Source organism: Clostridium sp. YIM B02551 (assembly GCF_022324735.1).
GTDB classification, from domain to species: Bacteria; Bacillota; Clostridia; order Clostridiales; family Clostridiaceae; genus Clostridium_T; species Clostridium_T paridis.
Genome location: NZ_JAKGTF010000019.1, coordinates 26090 through 42369, shown reverse-complemented (window position 1 = coordinate 42369; position 16280 = coordinate 26090). Strand labels below are relative to the sequence as shown.

Genomic DNA, 16280 nt, shown 5'->3' with positions numbered 1-16280 from the left:
ATTAACAATAATTGGGGATATATTGTGATAGAGGGGGAGGCTAATGAAAAAAAATAAATATTGGTGGGGGATTCTTGGAATACTCCTTATATGTATTGTCTTTATAGTCATATCTAATAGGTTGTTTAACAGGAATACAGACCCTAGCAATAGCAAAAATAGTTTGAATTATGAAATCGCAAGGGTATTAGAAGTGAAGGATGAAAAGTTAAGTAAGGATCCAATCGTTCCTAATATATACGTTGGAGATCAACAGATAAAGGTTGAAATTCTTACTGGGCAGTATGCACATCAACAATTTGATATTAAAAATTCAATGAGTAGGCTTTATAGCATATATACAAAATCAGGTATGGATGTGGTTGTAAGCTATAACATAAGTGATAATAATGTGACTAATTTATCAGTCTATAGCTATAAAAGAAGCACAATTATATATTTGCTAATTGCAATTTTCTTTGCTTTGTTGATATTTATAGGGAAGCTGAAGGGATTAAAATCTGTAGTCTCAATAATGTTTTCAATAGTTGTAATATTCTATTTTATGTTACCAGGTATTCTTAATGGTTTTAATTCTATAATCTTAGCAACAATTTCAGCGGTAATGATAATATTAGCTACCTTATCTATCATAGGAGGCATAAACAATAAAACTTTTTCAGCCATACTTGGAACCATTTGTGGAGTAATTATTGCTGGAGTAATTTCCTTTGTTGCAGGATATTTTGCTCATCTTTCAGGGTTAACAGCTGAGAATACTGAGACTCTGATTGTATTAGCTCAAAACACGAAATTTAACATAAATGGATTAATGTACGCAGCCATTCTCATAGCATCTTTAGGAGCAATTATGGATATAGGTGTATCAATTGTCTCAGCAGTGTTTGAAATTCATGCTACAAACCCCAAATTGGATAAAAAACAGCTATTTAATTCTGGAATGAATGTTGGTAAAGATATTATTGGAACTATGGCTAATACGCTGATTCTTGCATTTGTTGGAAGTTCTTTTACTTTGCTAATAATCATAGCTGCTACAAAGATGCCATATATACAATTGTCTAATTTAGATATTGTGTGTACTGAAATAGTACAAGGTATAGCAGGAAGTATTGCTATAGTTATTACAGTTCCAGTAACAGCAATCATTTCAGTATTTTTTATAGAAAAGAACAGAACCAATTTAAAAAGAGCTAAAAAAGCTTCTAAAAAGTGAGGAGATGATAATTGAGTTGTGTGATTAAATGAATAGTCTGAGAATACTTTATGGAGGGATATTTAGTGATTAGAAAAGAAAAACGTAAATGGCTCAGCATTATAATGATATTTTTAATGACTTTTTCAAATTTTCTAAACGGTACAACTAAGATTGCTTATGCTGCTGGTGACGATAATGGAATGCAGATGCCTGTATATCCAATGTACGTATATCAAAACGAAGAATTTGCAATTTCTACTAAAGCTAATGATGGTTATTTAACAGAAGGAGATACACCTAAATTCAGCATTTATAATGGCAGTAATATGTATGGAACTGTCAAGGGAACAGATGGAACTTGGTCAACAAGTAGAGGTTACAATCCTATTTCTATAGGTGTGAATACAGTTAAAGCCTCTAATATTGGCACTGGTATAACATCTGTCAGCTTAAGAATAAAGAAATATCCAGCCTCAGGATCTGCAGTGCAAACTGTAACCATTGGGGGTATAATCCCAATAATTGATTCAGCAAAATATGGATATATCGCAGGCAGTGTAAGCGGTACCCCAGGAGATATGGTTGAAGCCAGAGATTCAAGTAATAATATTATAGGAACCGCTGTAATTGATAGTAATAAAGCCTTTAAAATAGCAGTTATAAATGGTGAAGGTATTACACTCGGCATATACGGTGCTGATGGTGTTAAGAAGGCACCTATTTATGGTACTTATGCGGTAACTGGTGGACAGACAACATCATTAATATCGCAAAATAATCCGCTGAATGCTAAATCAGTTAAAGATCAAACAATTGCAGTAGGAGATAATCCGTTGGTCTTTAATGCAACAGATTTATTTACTGATACCAATGAAAGCAGTGTAATCACAATCACTAATTCTACAGCTACACCAGATAATACAGTAAACTTAGAGCCAAGTAATGATAAGAAAAGTATTTCAATATCGGGAAATCCTTCTGTATTAGCAGCTCAAAATGCTACAGTTACAGTTACAGGAACAGATAATCAAGGAAATACAGCAACCTGCATAATAAAATTAACCGTTAATCCTAAAGATGTAGTTGCACCAACAATTGATCATACGCCAATTACATCAAATTTTCAAAATAAAGACCTATCAATTGATGCATCAATAACTGATAATATGTCAGTTACTGAAGCAAAGGTATTTTACAGAACAAAAGGAGAAACTGAGTATAATTCAGTAAATATGACAGCTAATAATAATTCATACAGTGCTATTATTCCTCACGATAAGCTAGAGACCACAGGATTGGAATATTATATACAGGCAACTGATGGTAAAAATATATCTACAAGTCCTGCAGATAAAAACAAACCTTATAGTGTTACAATAACTCCAGCCCAAAGTATTGATGATTATAATATATATTTTGGCCAATTACATTCTCATACAACAAATTCTGATGGAATTGGAACACTTGATGATGCATATTCTCATGCAAAAGATGTTGCTAAATTAGATTTTTTTGCTGTAACAGATCACTCTAATTCTTTTGATAATGGAAGCGCTTCATCAATGGCGGATGCATCTAAGAGTGTAAAATGGAATAATGGATTGAATGCAGCAGATAAATATACTGATAATAATTTTGCTGGAATTTATGCATTTGAAATGACATGGTCTGATGGAACCGGTCATATAAATACCTTTGATACTCCAGGCTTTGAAAGTCGTGATACTCAAAAGTATAAAAATGCAGATGGATTACAACAATACTATAATGTGTTAAAGCAATTTCCAAATTCAGTATCACAATTTAATCATCCAGGTACAACTTTTGGTGATTTTAAAGATTTCGCAAATTATGATCCACAAATCGATAAATTGATAACATTAATAGAAGTTGGCAATGGTGAAGGGGCTATAGGAAGCAGTGGATATTTCCCATCTTATAGCTATTATGATAGAGCACTACAAAAGGGGTGGCATGTTGCTCCAACTAATAATCAAGATAATCATAAAGGCATGTGGGGAGATGCTAATACTGCTAGAACAGTTGTGTTGGCTGACAGTTTATCAAGAGATAATATTTATGATGCAATAAGAAATAGACGTACCTACGCAACAGAAGATAACGATTTAAAAATAAAATATACGCTAAATGATGCGGTTATGGGTACAATTTTTGATAGTAAACCAAATGACGTTGATATTAAAGTTGATCTTGAAGATCCAGATAACGAAGCGTTAGGTAAGGTTTCAGTTATAGTAGATGGCGGAAAAGAGCTTGAAAGTAAAACACTTACAACCAGCAAGGATTCTTTAGAATTCAAGTTGCCAGCAGAATATTCTTATTACTATATAAAAGTAGTAGAAGCGGATAAGGATACAGCTGTTACTGCTCCAGTATGGATAAGTGAAACTGATAAGAGTGGTATAAGCGCAACGACTTCTAGTACTTCTTTACCAATAAAAGATTCCAAGATGACAATAACATCAAATTTGTACAATAATGAAAATTCTCCTATGAAGGTTAAGAGTCTTGAATATTCTATAAATGGTAATGTGATTAACACAGCTGGTTCAATTGCAGATGTTAACTCATTAGGAACAGGTTCTTATTCATTTGATTACACGCCTACTACGGCAGGGAAATATAATGTAGATGTTAAGCTTGTTGCGACCATTAATGGTGTGGATAAAGTATACACTGATGTATTGAAACTTAATGTAGCAGACCCAGCAGTTGTTACCAATATTGTAGTTGATGGATCTCACTATAATGATTACGTAAATGGTTATTATGCAGGCAATATGAAGAATCTTACTACTCTTGCTAATGGTGAAAATATAAATGTTATAGTGCAGAAAGATAAACTTACAGATGATGTTCTAAAGGATGCTAAGTTATTAATTCTTTCACCACCAGCCAAAAAATCTGGATCAGATAAGAATACAGGAGTAAATTATAGTGCAAGTCCATATACAGATGATGAAATTGCTGTGATACAAAGATATGCTCAAAGAGGTGGTAATATAATTGTAACTGGACTTGCAGATTATCAGGATAGTAGAAATGACTCAATAAATCACAGCGCATATCAGCAAAATAGAATTTTAGAGGCTATAGGTGCAGGGTCTAGAATTAATGATGATGAAGTTGTAGATTATGATAATAATCCTAATGTCAATCCACCTGGAAAAGCAGGAGGAACCCCTTATCGTGTTCCAATGAACAGCTTTAATACTAGTTCCCCATATTTGAATAGTGTAGTCTCTGGACAAGCTTACAGTTTTTATAGTGGATGCTCTATAACTCTAGGTGATAAAGCTACTTGGCTTGTAAAAGGAACGCCAACCACCTATGGTTTTGATTCAGATAATGACAAATTAGGTGGTTCTTATGTGTCAAGCGCTGCTTCAGCAATACCTTCAGAGGATGGAAGTATAGGGAAAGGAAATATGGTAGCTTTAGCGACAGAAACTCTTTCAGGAGGAGGAAAGTTATTTGTTGGAGGAACAGTTTTTTATTCGGATTTTGAAATAAAGGCCACATTAGATAATTATGGGCAACTTCAAAACAGTAACTACAATATTATGATGAATATTCTTGATTCAATAAAAAATATAATTTCTATAACTCCAATTAAACAAGCTAGATCAGGAGAATTTGGTCAAGTATTCTCAGTAGAAGGAACTGTAACAGCAGGAACTAAAAGTGGTAATGCATTTTTTGATACTATCTATATTCAAGATAAAACTGGTGGAATAAATATTTATCCTGTTTCTGGAATGGATATAGAGCTTGGAGAAAAAGTGAAAGTAACTGGTACACTAGATCAATATCTTGGCGATAAAGAATTGAGGGTTATAAGTATTGAGGTAACAGACAAAAATGTTAATCCATTGGAACCTACTTTTGTCTCTACGAAGGATGCTATGTCTGATGATAATGGTGGAACGCTTCTAAAGGTACAGGGACAAGTAACCAAAGTTGATATAATTAACGGGGTTGTTTCCGCAATATACGTTAAAGATGAAACAGGAGTAGTAGCAAGGTTGTTTGTAGATGGATATATAGATTATTCTGATCATACCAGCGCTAAACTTGAACAAATTGCCAAAGTTGGGAACACTATTAGCGGAATAGGTCTTGCCTCTACTGACCCAGAGGGGAATAGACTAAGGGTGCGCGATAGGAGTGAAATTAAGCTTGTTTCTAGTGGAGGACAATCAGAAGATCAAGTTTTGGCAAATAGTGTAATAGAAAAGATATCAAAAATACCAGCTGATATATTACTTTCAGATGAAACAAATGTAGTAGCTGCAAGAACAGCGTATGATGCGCTAACAGATAAACAAAAAGCTTTAGTAACTAACTATGATATATTAACTGCAGCAGAAAAGAAAATAGCAGAACTTAAAGAAATTGCATCAATACCAGCAAAAATAAAGAATGATGATGTAACTGCAGTGCTAAATGCAATAAATAGTGCTATTAAGTATGGGGTTCAAATACCGGTCATTGATATAACTAGCTCTCCAATTGTTAGTAAAGATATATTTAATGCAATAAAAGGACTAGATAAGCAAGTTACCTTTGTTGGAAATAATGTGAGCTGGACCTTTAATGGTAAAGATATTAAAACAGAGTTTCTATCTGATATTGATTTATCATTAAAAACAGTTTCAGTTGACCTTAAGTCAAAGGAGATTGCAAAGGTAAAAGAAGTGACAGGAAAAGATGCACTAATAGTGCCATTCTCATTTAACTATGATGGACCATTACCAGCAAATGCTTTAGTTAAAGTGTTTGTAGGTAAGGATTGGATAGGAAAAATAGTTGATGTTTGTAGATATTATCCAGATAAAAATACCTATGATAAAATTCAAAGTGAAGTCAAGGTTGATACTGATGGTTATATAACCTATAATACAAACCATTGTAGCGATTATTTCATAATTGATTCTACAGCAAATAATCCAGCGGCAACAGCTTCAACTTCAGCTGTAAACCTTCCTAAAACAGGTTCAATAATAGGATCTACAATATTAATTACAGTAGGTTTATTATTTGTAATCATGGGAGCTTGCCTTATCATATTTAGGTATAGAAGAAATCGTATCTAAATCATAATTAATATTTAATTAGAGGGCTGTCGCACTAAATAATTAGTGTGCAGCTCCTTTTTCATATACTTCAATAAATTTACAATTTAAATATAATTACGATATAATAATATCTAACAGTTTGAATATAATGTGAGGAAATATTATTTAAATAATTGAGGTATAGTAAATGGATGATTTTTTAACGCATTGGTTTAAGGGATTTCAAGAATCATTGAATGGTATTGATGAGATCAGCAGAAATAGAATATTTAAAGAATGTGGAAAAGCTTGTTCAAATTCATATACAAAGCAGATTTATTTCGATGCAAAAAAGAATTCAAATAATGAGAAAGAATTTATTGAAAAGTTAAAGAAGGCATTTCCTGAAATTATTATTGATGTAATAGAGAAAGAAAAAGTATATCATATAAAATATAAATTCTGTGCTTGCGATTTAGTTAATAAAAAGTATATAGACACATCTCATATTTGTGAATGCTCACGAAATAGTTTGTTATATAATTGGGAGACAATATTAGGTGAAGGTAATGTAAAGGTTGAATTAGTTCAATCAATACTTTCTGGTGCGTCTTGTTGTAAGTTTGTAGTAACTGTCTTATAAAAGATAATTAAACCATATATTAAGAAAATGAAGCGAGATAGCAATACTAGTTAGTCTTAACATTCCTAGAGTTGGACGGAGATTTGAGGGACACATTTCTTTTAGAATGTGGCGGCGAAAAGAAATGGTTATATCAGAAAATTATGGGAATAGAAGGATATAAAGTTTCTAAGTAGAATTCATATATATGAGAGGATGTGGGTTTTATGGTCAAATATAATATATCATTAGGAACCTTAGTCAAGGTAAAGCAAACTGACAAAAAGAATCATGGTGTAAGGCTCTATGTAGTAGCACATCATAAGGATGCAAATGATAAACCTATTTATTCCTTAGGATTAAAAGGTGAAACTAATGCTTTGAAAATGTACAATGGATATTATGAAGAAGACTTAGAAATTATAGATAAAATATCTGTTGAACTTACTAAAGAAGAGGTAGACAATATAGTTCAATGGGGAAATATCTGTGAAGAAGAAGGCTGGCTTATAGAGAAGGATATAATTTTAAGAGATAGGTTACGCAAACTTATTGAATAACAAGTGTTCATGCTATAAAAAGACGTTATATGTTTTCATTAGCGTCTTTTTGTTTGCCCATTTTTCATTCCCATTTACTAATATGGATTTTCGTTTTACAAATTGGCACCTCGTGCTTTAATTCACATATCTCGTCATTTGACCACATAAATCAATAAAAAAATAACTAAATTCAATAAAAATTTATTGATAAACGATAAATATGGTGATATTATATATACAAAGATGAATACTTTTTACGTACATTATAAGGAATACAGGAGGTTTTCTCATGAAACGATATTCAACAATTTTTTTAAAGATTGCAGTAATTCTTATTGGAATTCCAGTTCTTGCACTTTGTATATTTTGGGTGCCTGGATTTATAAATCATATCAACTTAGCAATTATAATGGGAGTGTATGTAACAGCAATAACTTATTTCATTGCACTATATCAAGCCTTAAAACTTTTAAGTTACATTGATAAGAATAAAGCTTTCTCGGAACTATCAGTAAATACTTTAAAAAATATAAAATATTGTGCAGTTACAATAGGTCTTATATTTGCATTAATAGTACCATTCTTATATCCCGTAGCAGATGCAGATGATGCTCCTGGACTTGTAGCATACCCACTAATCATTATCTTTGCTTCAGCGGTGATTGGGGTCTTTGCAGCTGTTCTTCAAAGACTTTTAAAAGAGGCCATAGACTTAAAAGAAGAAAATGATTTAACAGTGTAAGGAATACAGGAGGGAAATAACATGGCGATTATTGTTAATATTGATGTAATGCTGGCTAAAAGAAAAATGAGTGTAACTGAACTTTCGGAGAAAGTTGGAATAACCATGGCGAACCTCTCTATACTAAAGAACGGAAAGGCAAAAGCCATTAGATTTTCAACTTTAGAAGCTATATGCAAGGTTTTGGACTGTCAGCCAGGCGATATTTTAGAATACAGAAATGATACATAAACAAATAGTGTTAAATAATAGAGATATTTTATTATGGAAAAAAAGGAGTGTTTAATAATATGTTAAGAACAAAAAAGCTTGTGATTGCAGTCTGTGCAGCATTGTTAGTCACAGCAGGTATAACCGTCCAACCCGTAAAAGCAGCAATTTCAAGTACGTTGTCTATTTTTAGAGTAGAGAATGTAAAAGGAATAACTGTAACGCTTGAAGACATACAGCAGATACAACAGAAGCTTTCAAGTGGCCAGGGGGATATAAGCCTTGACAAAATAGGAAGCATAAAGATGCAGGGCGGCGATAATAGATATGCATCACAGGAGGAGGTAAAGAACCTTCCTGATATTGATGTAGCGTTTCCATCAGCTCTTGGCAGTGTAATACCAAGCATTAATATAGTTGGACCTAGATCCGTCGATTTTACACTTAATGTGAAGAATGTAAATCAAATAATGAAGTCTTATGGAGCTACAAAGCTTCTTCCAGAAAATATAGACGGTAAAACCTTCAAGGTAAATTTTACTTCACAGGTAACCATGAACTACAAAATAAATGATAAGCTCATAAATATTACACAGACAAAGTCACCAGAGATAACAGTTCCAGAGGACGTTAATGTTGATGAGGTATATAATGCCATTGTAGACATGCCTATAATTCCACAGGATCTACAGTCGCAGTTAAAGTCCATAAAGGACTGGAGAAATTCACTTTACATCCCTGTAGTAGAGTCGAAAATGACACAGGTTGATATAAATGGTGCAAAGGGATACATGACTAAGGATTTTGCTAATTCAGAAGGTGCTAATGAATCTGCAGTCATCTGGTTTAATAAAGGTGTTATTTATGTTGTATCAGGAGAAATAGAAAATGGAGAAATTTTAAATATTGCAAGGTCCATGAAGTAAGGACAATTAATAATAATACTGTAAAGATGAGGTGTAATAATGGTAATAGAGACTGAAAATCTGACTAAGAATTATGGAGACAAAATTGGCTGCAAGGATATTACAGTATCTGTAGACCAAGGTGAGATTTTTGGATTCCTCGGTCCTAATGGGGCTGGCAAAAGCACATTTATAAAAATGCTAGTAGGGCTCTTGTTCCCTACCAGTGGAAAGGCGTTTGTATTGGGCAAGCCTCTGGGAGATATAGAAGTAAGAAAGAAAATAGGATACCTGCCAGAGAACTTCAAATACCAGTATTGGATGACAGGAAAAGACCTACTGTCCTTTCATGCTTCCTTGTATAAATTGGACAAAAAGAATGCTGAATTAAGGATGGAAGAGGTGCTAGAGTTAGTCAAACTCAAAGGACATGAGAAGTATCGAGTTGGCACATACAGTAAGGGCATGCAACAACGTATAGGCTTAGCTTGTGCCCTTCTATCAGACCCTGATCTTCTTTTTTTAGATGAACCTACTTCTGCCCTTGACCCTGTAGGCAGGAAAGAAGTAAGAGAAATAATGACTAGTTTAAAGTCAAGCGGTAAAACAGTTTTACTTAACAGCCATCTGCTGAGTGAGGTTGAGACGGTCTGTGATAGTGCAGCAATAATTAAAAAAGGTTCTATAATTAAGTATGGAAAAATGGATAACATACTCCAAAGTAAGTTAATTCTTGAGATACATGCGGAAGCCTTAAATAGTGAAGTTTTAAATGCGCTTAGAGATCTAGATGGCGGCCTTAACTATTCAAATAACAGAATACAAATGGAGATTGAAGACAAGACAGCCATACCTCATATAGCGTCAATAATTATTAACGGCGGCGGAAATTTATTTGAACTTTCACCAAAGAAGGGCTCACTGGAAGACGTGTTTATAAGTTTAATAGAAGGTGGTGAGAAGAAGTGATTGCAATAGCAGCGGCGACCTTCAAGGAAGCTTTAAGAAAAAAAATATTAATTCTTGTAGCAGCTCTTACTTTTGTTTATCTTACTTTATTCGGGCTAATCACCCATTTTGCCGTAGAAGACCTTACCAAGTCTGGGATGTTAAACACAGTAAATGCTATTAATGTAGCTTCTAATATAATATCCTTCCTGGGTTTCTACTTTTCAAGTATGCTTGTAGCGTTTCTCACTATTATGGTTTCTGTAGGTTCAATCTCTTCTGAAGTTGAAAGTGGTGTTATACATTCCATAATAACCCGTCCAATTAAACGTTCTAGTTATGTAATTGGGAAATACATTGGGCTTGGAGTTCTGGCAGTAGTATATGGGATTTTTCTCTTCTTAGCCATAATTTCAATCAGTACAATGTTTAAGCTTCCGATAGTCAATACAATAGAACCTTTCAATATAATAAAGGGTCTTTTATTCTTTACGCTTGAACCAATAGCAATTCTATCCTTATCTATTCTTGGAAGTGCTTTATTTAAAACCTTAAGCAATGGAATATTTATTATTTCAATATATATCTTGGGACTTATAGGTGGAGTCATGGAAGTAATCGGCTCGATGTTACAAAATCAAAGCCTTGTGAACTTAGGAATCATTTCAAGCTTGATTTCTCCTTTTGATATAATATACAGGCAAATGCTTTCATCAATGTTCGAGGGTATTAGTATTAGGAATCCTTTTATGGCAGTAGGGGGAATGACAAGTACAACTCCAAGCATATGGATGATTATCTATATACTTGCATATATTCCAGGATTAGTTCTTCTGGCAATAAGAAAATTCAGCTTAAAAGATATTTCTTAACTTGAAGTGGACATGAATGTAGTGAATGACGAATTTGAGTTTGTTGCTAAGGGTTAAGAATAAGCAGTATTTATTTTATGAGGTAAGTTATGAAGATTAAATTAATTCAACCAGCAATGTTACCAAGACCTATGGATACAAAATTAAAAACAAGAATGTCTCCTTCACTAGCTTTATTAACAATAGCAAATCTAACTCCTAAGGAACATGAAGTCATAATTGAAAATGAAAATATTGAAAGAATAAATTTTGATGAACATGTGGATTTGGTATCAATAACTGTAACTGTAGATGTTATGAATAGAGCAGTGGAAATATCAAAGGAGTTTAGAAGGCGTGGAGTAACTGTAATTGCAGGAGGTATACATATTACAGCAGATCCTGAGAGTGCTATAAATAGTTTTGATGCAATATCTGTAGGAATGGCAGAGAGAGTTTGGGAGAAGATCCTTAAGGATAAAGAAAATAATTCACTTAAGAAGATATATTATGACATGGAGAATATCGCAGGAGAAGAAATAGTATCACCTAAGTATGATATGATTGATACCAATAAATATTTATATACTAATATAATCAGTACAAGTAGGGGATGCCCGTTTCAATGTGATTTCTGCTATAACAGTTGCGAAAAATCTCTTAAAACATATATTAATAGACCTGTAGAAGATGTAATTAAAGACATAAGTGCATTAAAAACAAGGCATATAATGTTTATTGATGATAATTTCATTGGAAATCCTAAATGGACAAAGGTATTATTAGAGAAAATAAAACCACTTAAGCTAAAGTGGAATGCAGCTGTTACATCTAATATAGTGGAAATGCCTGATCTGCTAGATGAAATGAAGGCTTCTGGTTGTCAAAGTTTGTTTATAGGCTTTGAAAGTATAAATAGTAAGTCAATAGATAGTGTGCATAAGGTGCAAAATAGTGTGAAGAAATATGAGAAGCTTGTGGATGAAATTCATAAAAGAGGAATAATGATAAATGCAAGTTTTGTCTTTGGATTAGATGAAGATGATGCTTCTGTGTTTAAGAATACATTAGAATGGATAGTTAAAAACAAGATTGAAACAGTGACATCACATATACTTACCCCATATCCAGGTACAAAGTTATACTTATCATTATTAGAGCAAAATAGAATTGTGGATTTTAATTTGTCAAAGTATAATACTGCACACGTTGTATATAAACCTAAAAATATGACTGCAGAAGAATTGTATGAGGGATACTTATGGATATATAAAGAGGTATACACATTTAAAAATATAATAAAAAGATTACCAAAATCAAAAAAGCAATGGATTCCTTTTCTAGCATTTAACTTATTTTATAGAAAGTTTGGAAAGTTTACAGAACTAATTTGTGATATAGTTTCTTTTAGAAATATAGGAAGATTTTTTAGATGGTTATCTTATAGAATAAAGTAAGCTAAAAAAACAGCAGTAATATGGATAAATATTACTGCTGTTTTTGGGGGAACATTTATATTGAATCATTTGTTTTATTTTTTCTTAAATCAAAGGCTTCGATTGGTTCAGGACCTCTTAAGATTCTTCTTTTAATATGGAGATCTCCTGATGAATCAGTTCTTATTCTCCATTCAATAAGTGCTATTTTCCCATCAGCTATTTCAATTCCTTGTATTCCGCTTGCTCTAACGCAGGATCCGTCATTGAAATATGGTAATTCATTGATTTTAGGAAAATGAGGCCTATGAGTATGTCCACAGATGATCATAATTTTGTTCATTTCAATCCAACTGCTATAAATACGTTCAATTTTATGAATCTTTTCAGCGCTTTTTACGGGGCTCGCAGGATTTATAAACCCTATTGAGTGAAGAAATCTCCAAAAATATCTAACCGTAAGCAAAGTGAATTTCCAGAATTCATCATTCATTCTGTCTCCTTGATGACCATGAACAGTTAATATTTCTTGACCAGTATCTTTATGCTTAAACACTACTGCTTCATGTGGAGTAATCCCAGGAAATAATTCTATATCTTCCTCATTATAATCATCATAGAATTTATAAAAATTCTTCTCCACAAAATCTTTATATTGTAGTTGTATATTGTGATTACCATATAACATAATAAATCTATCAGAATCAAAGAATTTTTTTAATTGGGTATATACCTCATCATGTGCAAGCCTTATATGTTTAAAATTAGAATGTTCCCAAAGCTCATCTCCATCCCCAACTTCTACGTAAGTATATCCATTATTAAAATAAAATTCTAATGCGAATAGAAAGATATTTTGATTCTTTGCAAATTCATCAGATGGTGTACAATCTCCTCTATGGCAGTCACTGAAAAATATATATTTAGAATTGTTATCAAAGTATTCAATTTTAGCATTATTATAAGCTTCCGTTAACCTTTTTCTTGCAAGCTTCTTTTCTGATATCATAGCACACCTCTTTTATGACTAATAATTTAGTATTAACATAAAAACAATTTGACTATATAAGTAATCTACCCTTTTAAATAATAATATATTTAAAGTTATATTTTAAAACTTATAATAGTTGGTTATATAATTATATTAGTACATTGTGGTTAAAATGAAAAGGAGTAGGATAATTATGAAAATTATTGCGATTAACGGAAGTCCACGAAGAAACTGGAATACAGCAACTTTGCTAAATAAAGCGCTTGAGGCAGCAGAGTCAGAAGGAGCAGAAACTGAACTTATAAATTTATATGATTTAGAATACAAGGGATGTATTAGTTGTTTTGCATGTAAAAGAAAAGATGGAGTGCATGGTAAATGCGCGATGAAAGATGATTTAACACCTGTTCTTGAAAAGTTAGAAACAGCAGATGCTATTATTTTTGGTTCTCCAATTTACTATATGAATATTACATCATCAATGATAGCTCTTTTAGAACGCTTTTTATTTTCTCATAGTATATATAGTGCAGAGATACCAACAGTTTATCCAAGAAAAATTCAAGCAGGTTTTATTTATACTATGAATATAAACGAAAAACTAAGTGATGAGTCTGGAATTAAAGGAGTCTTAAGGACACACCAGAAGCATATTGAAAGAATGCTAGGAAGACAACTAGAACTCTTATACTGCTATGACACATATCAATTTACTGATTATGATAAGTATGAATCTTCAATTTTCTCAAAAGAAGCAAAGGCAAAGCAAAAAGCAGAACAATTCCCAATTGATTGTAAAGAAGCCTTTGAAATGGGAGTAAGACTTGCTGAAAATACTTAAATATAGCAATCTGGAGAATTATTTAGTAATAAATAGAAAATATATAAACCTGAGAGGTATATTGATATATTTAAGAAATATGACATTATTCATAAGTTGAGATTGACACAAGGTCAACCTTTACTATTGTTGTTAGAGAGGAGGGGATGGCTTGAACCAGAGAGAATATAGTATTACTGAATTTGCAAATGAGGCATCTGTTTCTACTAGAACATTGAGATATTATGACAAGATAGGATTATTAAAACCATCGAAATATAATAAATTAGGTTATCGAATGTATACAAATAAGGATTTGGAAAGACTACAGTATATTTTAGCCTTGAAGTTTCTAGGGTTTTCATTAACAGAAGTTAAATTATTTATTAAGGAGAGTCCAGGGGAGTTTGAGAATGTACTCTTAAAGCAGAAGCTGATGATGCAGGATAAAAAAATGCAAATTGAAAAAGTGATTAGTGCCATTGAAGAAACGGAGAAATTATTTAAAGTAAATAAGTATGACTATAAATCTATTACTAAGGTTATTGAAGCCGTACAAATGGAATTAAAACCAATATGGATGAACCAATACTTAACTACTGAACAACGTGAATATATGAGAGATTTAGCAAAGAAGTCTTACAGTGAAGGAGCATTACAAAAACTAGCAGTGAGAGGATGGACTGAAGAAAGTCAGAAGAATTATAATGATAGATACAAGCATTTCCGTACAGAGCTAAAAAAAATAATCAAAAATGGGGTAGATCCAGCAAGTCAAGAAGCACAAGCTGTAGGTCAATTATTATATGACATAAATAATAGCTATATTCAAGATGATCCCGATATACGAGAAGGAATGAAGAAGTCATGGGAAAATTTTAATTCTATACCTGATGATAGAAAACCGGAGGTTTATAAGATATCTGAGGAAGAGAGAGAATATATTAAGAGTGTAATGACAATTTTTTATAAGAATAGGGTGGCTGAAAAATAAGTTATAAATTTAAATAGCTATGAATATGAACAGGGGGTTTTGTTTTGGAAATTGAAATGATTCTTGATAAGATAAAGAACTCATTGAAGAGAGTGCAGGGTATTGAGAGTGTTGTCCTTGGAGGCTCAAGAGCAAAAGGAAGTTTTTCAGAAAAGTCAGATATAGATATTGGAATATATTATTCTGATAGCTCAAAATTAGATTTAGAAAGCTTAAGTAGAATAGCTACTGAATTAGATGATACTCATCGTTCAAATATCATAACAAAAGTTGGGGAATGGGGTCCATGGATAAATGGTGGAGGTTGGCTAAATGTTGATGGAATAGCAGTAGATTTTTTATTAAGAGATTTAGATAAGGTATCATCTGTTATAAATGAATGTTTAAATAGTAAGATTACAATTGATTATCAAGCTGGGCATCCTCATGGATTTGTAAATACTATTTATGTAGCAGAAGTCTTCTACTGTAAGATACTTTTAGATGAAAATAATAATATAGCTAAACTAAAAGATAAAATCACTCCATATCCTCAAGCTATAAAAAGAGGAATAGTGGAAAAATTTTTATGGGAAGCAGGTTTTTCATGCACAATAGCTAGTAAGAGTGTAGCAAAAAAAGATATTGTATATGCTTCTGGGTGCTTTTATCGTGCAATTTCATGCCTTACTCAGGTTGTATATGCACTAAATGAAACTTACATTATGAATGAAAAAGGTGCAATAGCAAATGTACGTGCCTTTAAGATTAAACCTAAAAATTTTGAGAGTAGAGTTGAAAAAATATTTTGCTCATTAACAGCTAAACCAGAAGATATAGAAATCCTGATAGACCAGTTATCAGGAATTATAAAAGAAGTAGAAGAACTATGTAAGAAAAATATATAAGATTCTTTCAGATATAGAAAGGGATAGGTTTTCCTATCCCTTTTTACTATGAGAAA

General features: G+C 32.3%; 14 protein-coding genes. 13 read left to right on the top strand and 1 reads right to left on the bottom strand.

All coding sequences use genetic code 11. The features are described from left to right. Window positions 1–43: 43 nt before the first annotated feature. From L1S47_RS18745 to L1S47_RS18700, 10 genes are all read left to right on the top strand, one after another. Entirely contained in the window at window positions 44–1216 is a 1173-nt protein-coding gene (locus tag L1S47_RS18745) for a YibE/F family protein (protein WP_238886155.1), read from the top strand. 65 nt (window positions 1217–1281) lie between these two features. After that, window positions 1282–6315 carry a CehA/McbA family metallohydrolase gene (locus tag L1S47_RS18740; protein ID WP_238886153.1) on the top strand — a complete coding sequence of 1678 codons (5034 nt, stop codon included), beginning with the start codon at window positions 1282–1284 and terminating at the stop codon, window positions 6313–6315. A gap of 169 nt (window positions 6316–6484) precedes the next feature. Further along, window positions 6485–6919 (top strand): hypothetical protein, encoded by a 435-nt coding sequence (locus L1S47_RS18735; protein ID WP_238886151.1) that lies wholly within the window; start codon window positions 6485–6487, stop codon window positions 6917–6919. A gap of 206 nt (window positions 6920–7125) precedes the next feature. Beyond that, a complete protein-coding gene (locus tag L1S47_RS18730; RefSeq protein ID WP_238886149.1) occupies window positions 7126–7458 on the top strand; it encodes a hypothetical protein in 333 nt (110 codons plus the stop codon). Window positions 7459–7729: 271 nt separating this feature from the next. Next, a complete protein-coding gene (locus tag L1S47_RS18725) occupies window positions 7730–8182 on the top strand; it encodes a DUF2975 domain-containing protein (RefSeq protein WP_238886147.1) in 453 nt (150 codons plus the stop codon). 21 nt (window positions 8183–8203) lie between these two features. Continuing rightward, entirely contained in the window at window positions 8204–8413 is a 210-nt protein-coding gene (locus tag L1S47_RS18720; protein WP_238886145.1) for a helix-turn-helix transcriptional regulator, read from the top strand. 59 nt (window positions 8414–8472) lie between these two features. After that, window positions 8473–9318, top strand: a complete 846-nt coding sequence (locus L1S47_RS18715) for a DUF4367 domain-containing protein (RefSeq protein WP_238886143.1) — start codon at window positions 8473–8475, stop codon at window positions 9316–9318. Between the two features lie 39 nt (window positions 9319–9357). After that, a complete protein-coding gene (locus tag L1S47_RS18710) occupies window positions 9358–10266 on the top strand; it encodes an ABC transporter ATP-binding protein (protein ID WP_238886141.1) in 909 nt (302 codons plus the stop codon). After that, window positions 10263–11117 carry an ABC transporter permease subunit gene (locus L1S47_RS18705; protein WP_238886139.1) on the top strand — a complete coding sequence of 285 codons (855 nt, stop codon included), beginning with the start codon at window positions 10263–10265 and terminating at the stop codon, window positions 11115–11117. The genes L1S47_RS18710 and L1S47_RS18705 overlap by 4 nt, the downstream gene beginning before the upstream one ends. A gap of 89 nt (window positions 11118–11206) precedes the next feature. Next, complete coding sequence (locus L1S47_RS18700; RefSeq protein WP_238886137.1) at window positions 11207–12553, top strand: radical SAM protein; 1347 nt, start codon at window positions 11207–11209, stop codon at window positions 12551–12553. A 55-nt stretch (window positions 12554–12608) separates the two neighbouring features. On the opposite strand, the gene L1S47_RS18695 is transcribed toward L1S47_RS18700, so the two are convergent. Continuing rightward, on the bottom strand, window positions 12609–13541 hold the full coding sequence (locus L1S47_RS18695; protein WP_238886135.1) for a metallophosphoesterase: 933 nt from the start codon (window positions 13539–13541) through the stop codon (window positions 12609–12611). Window positions 13542–13716: 175 nt separating this feature from the next. Between L1S47_RS18695 and L1S47_RS18690 the strand changes: the two genes are divergently transcribed. From L1S47_RS18690 to L1S47_RS18680, 3 genes are all read left to right on the top strand, one after another. Further along, window positions 13717–14364: a flavodoxin family protein gene (locus L1S47_RS18690; protein WP_238886133.1), complete on the top strand. Its 648-nt coding sequence runs from the start codon at window positions 13717–13719 to the stop codon at window positions 14362–14364. Between the two features lie 151 nt (window positions 14365–14515). Next, window positions 14516–15337, top strand: a complete 822-nt coding sequence (locus L1S47_RS18685) for a MerR family transcriptional regulator (RefSeq protein ID WP_238886131.1) — start codon at window positions 14516–14518, stop codon at window positions 15335–15337. 44 nt (window positions 15338–15381) lie between these two features. After that, window positions 15382–16224 (top strand): nucleotidyltransferase domain-containing protein, encoded by an 843-nt coding sequence (locus L1S47_RS18680; RefSeq protein WP_238886129.1) that lies wholly within the window; start codon window positions 15382–15384, stop codon window positions 16222–16224. Window positions 16225–16280 lie beyond the last annotated feature (56 nt).

Bases quoted from the DNA above. Each gene is read 5' to 3' on its own strand.
- L1S47_RS18730 (WP_238886149.1), top strand. From the start codon at position 7,126: ATGGTCAAATATAATATATCATTAGGAACCTTAGTCAAGGTAAAGCAA.
- L1S47_RS18690 (WP_238886133.1), top strand. From the start codon at position 13,717: ATGAAAATTATTGCGATTAACGGAAGTCCACGAAGAAACTGGAATACA.
- L1S47_RS18715 (WP_238886143.1), top strand. From the start codon at position 8,473: ATGTTAAGAACAAAAAAGCTTGTGATTGCAGTCTGTGCAGCATTGTTA.
- L1S47_RS18745 (WP_238886155.1), top strand. From the start codon at position 44: ATGAAAAAAAATAAATATTGGTGGGGGATTCTTGGAATACTCCTTATA.
- L1S47_RS18735 (WP_238886151.1), top strand. From the start codon at position 6,485: ATGGATGATTTTTTAACGCATTGGTTTAAGGGATTTCAAGAATCATTG.
- L1S47_RS18720 (WP_238886145.1), top strand. From the start codon at position 8,204: ATGGCGATTATTGTTAATATTGATGTAATGCTGGCTAAAAGAAAAATG.
- L1S47_RS18710 (WP_238886141.1), top strand. From the start codon at position 9,358: ATGGTAATAGAGACTGAAAATCTGACTAAGAATTATGGAGACAAAATT.
- L1S47_RS18695 (WP_238886135.1), bottom strand. From the start codon at position 13,541: ATGATATCAGAAAAGAAGCTTGCAAGAAAAAGGTTAACGGAAGCTTAT.
- L1S47_RS18700 (WP_238886137.1), top strand. From the start codon at position 11,207: ATGAAGATTAAATTAATTCAACCAGCAATGTTACCAAGACCTATGGAT.
- L1S47_RS18725 (WP_238886147.1), top strand. From the start codon at position 7,730: ATGAAACGATATTCAACAATTTTTTTAAAGATTGCAGTAATTCTTATT.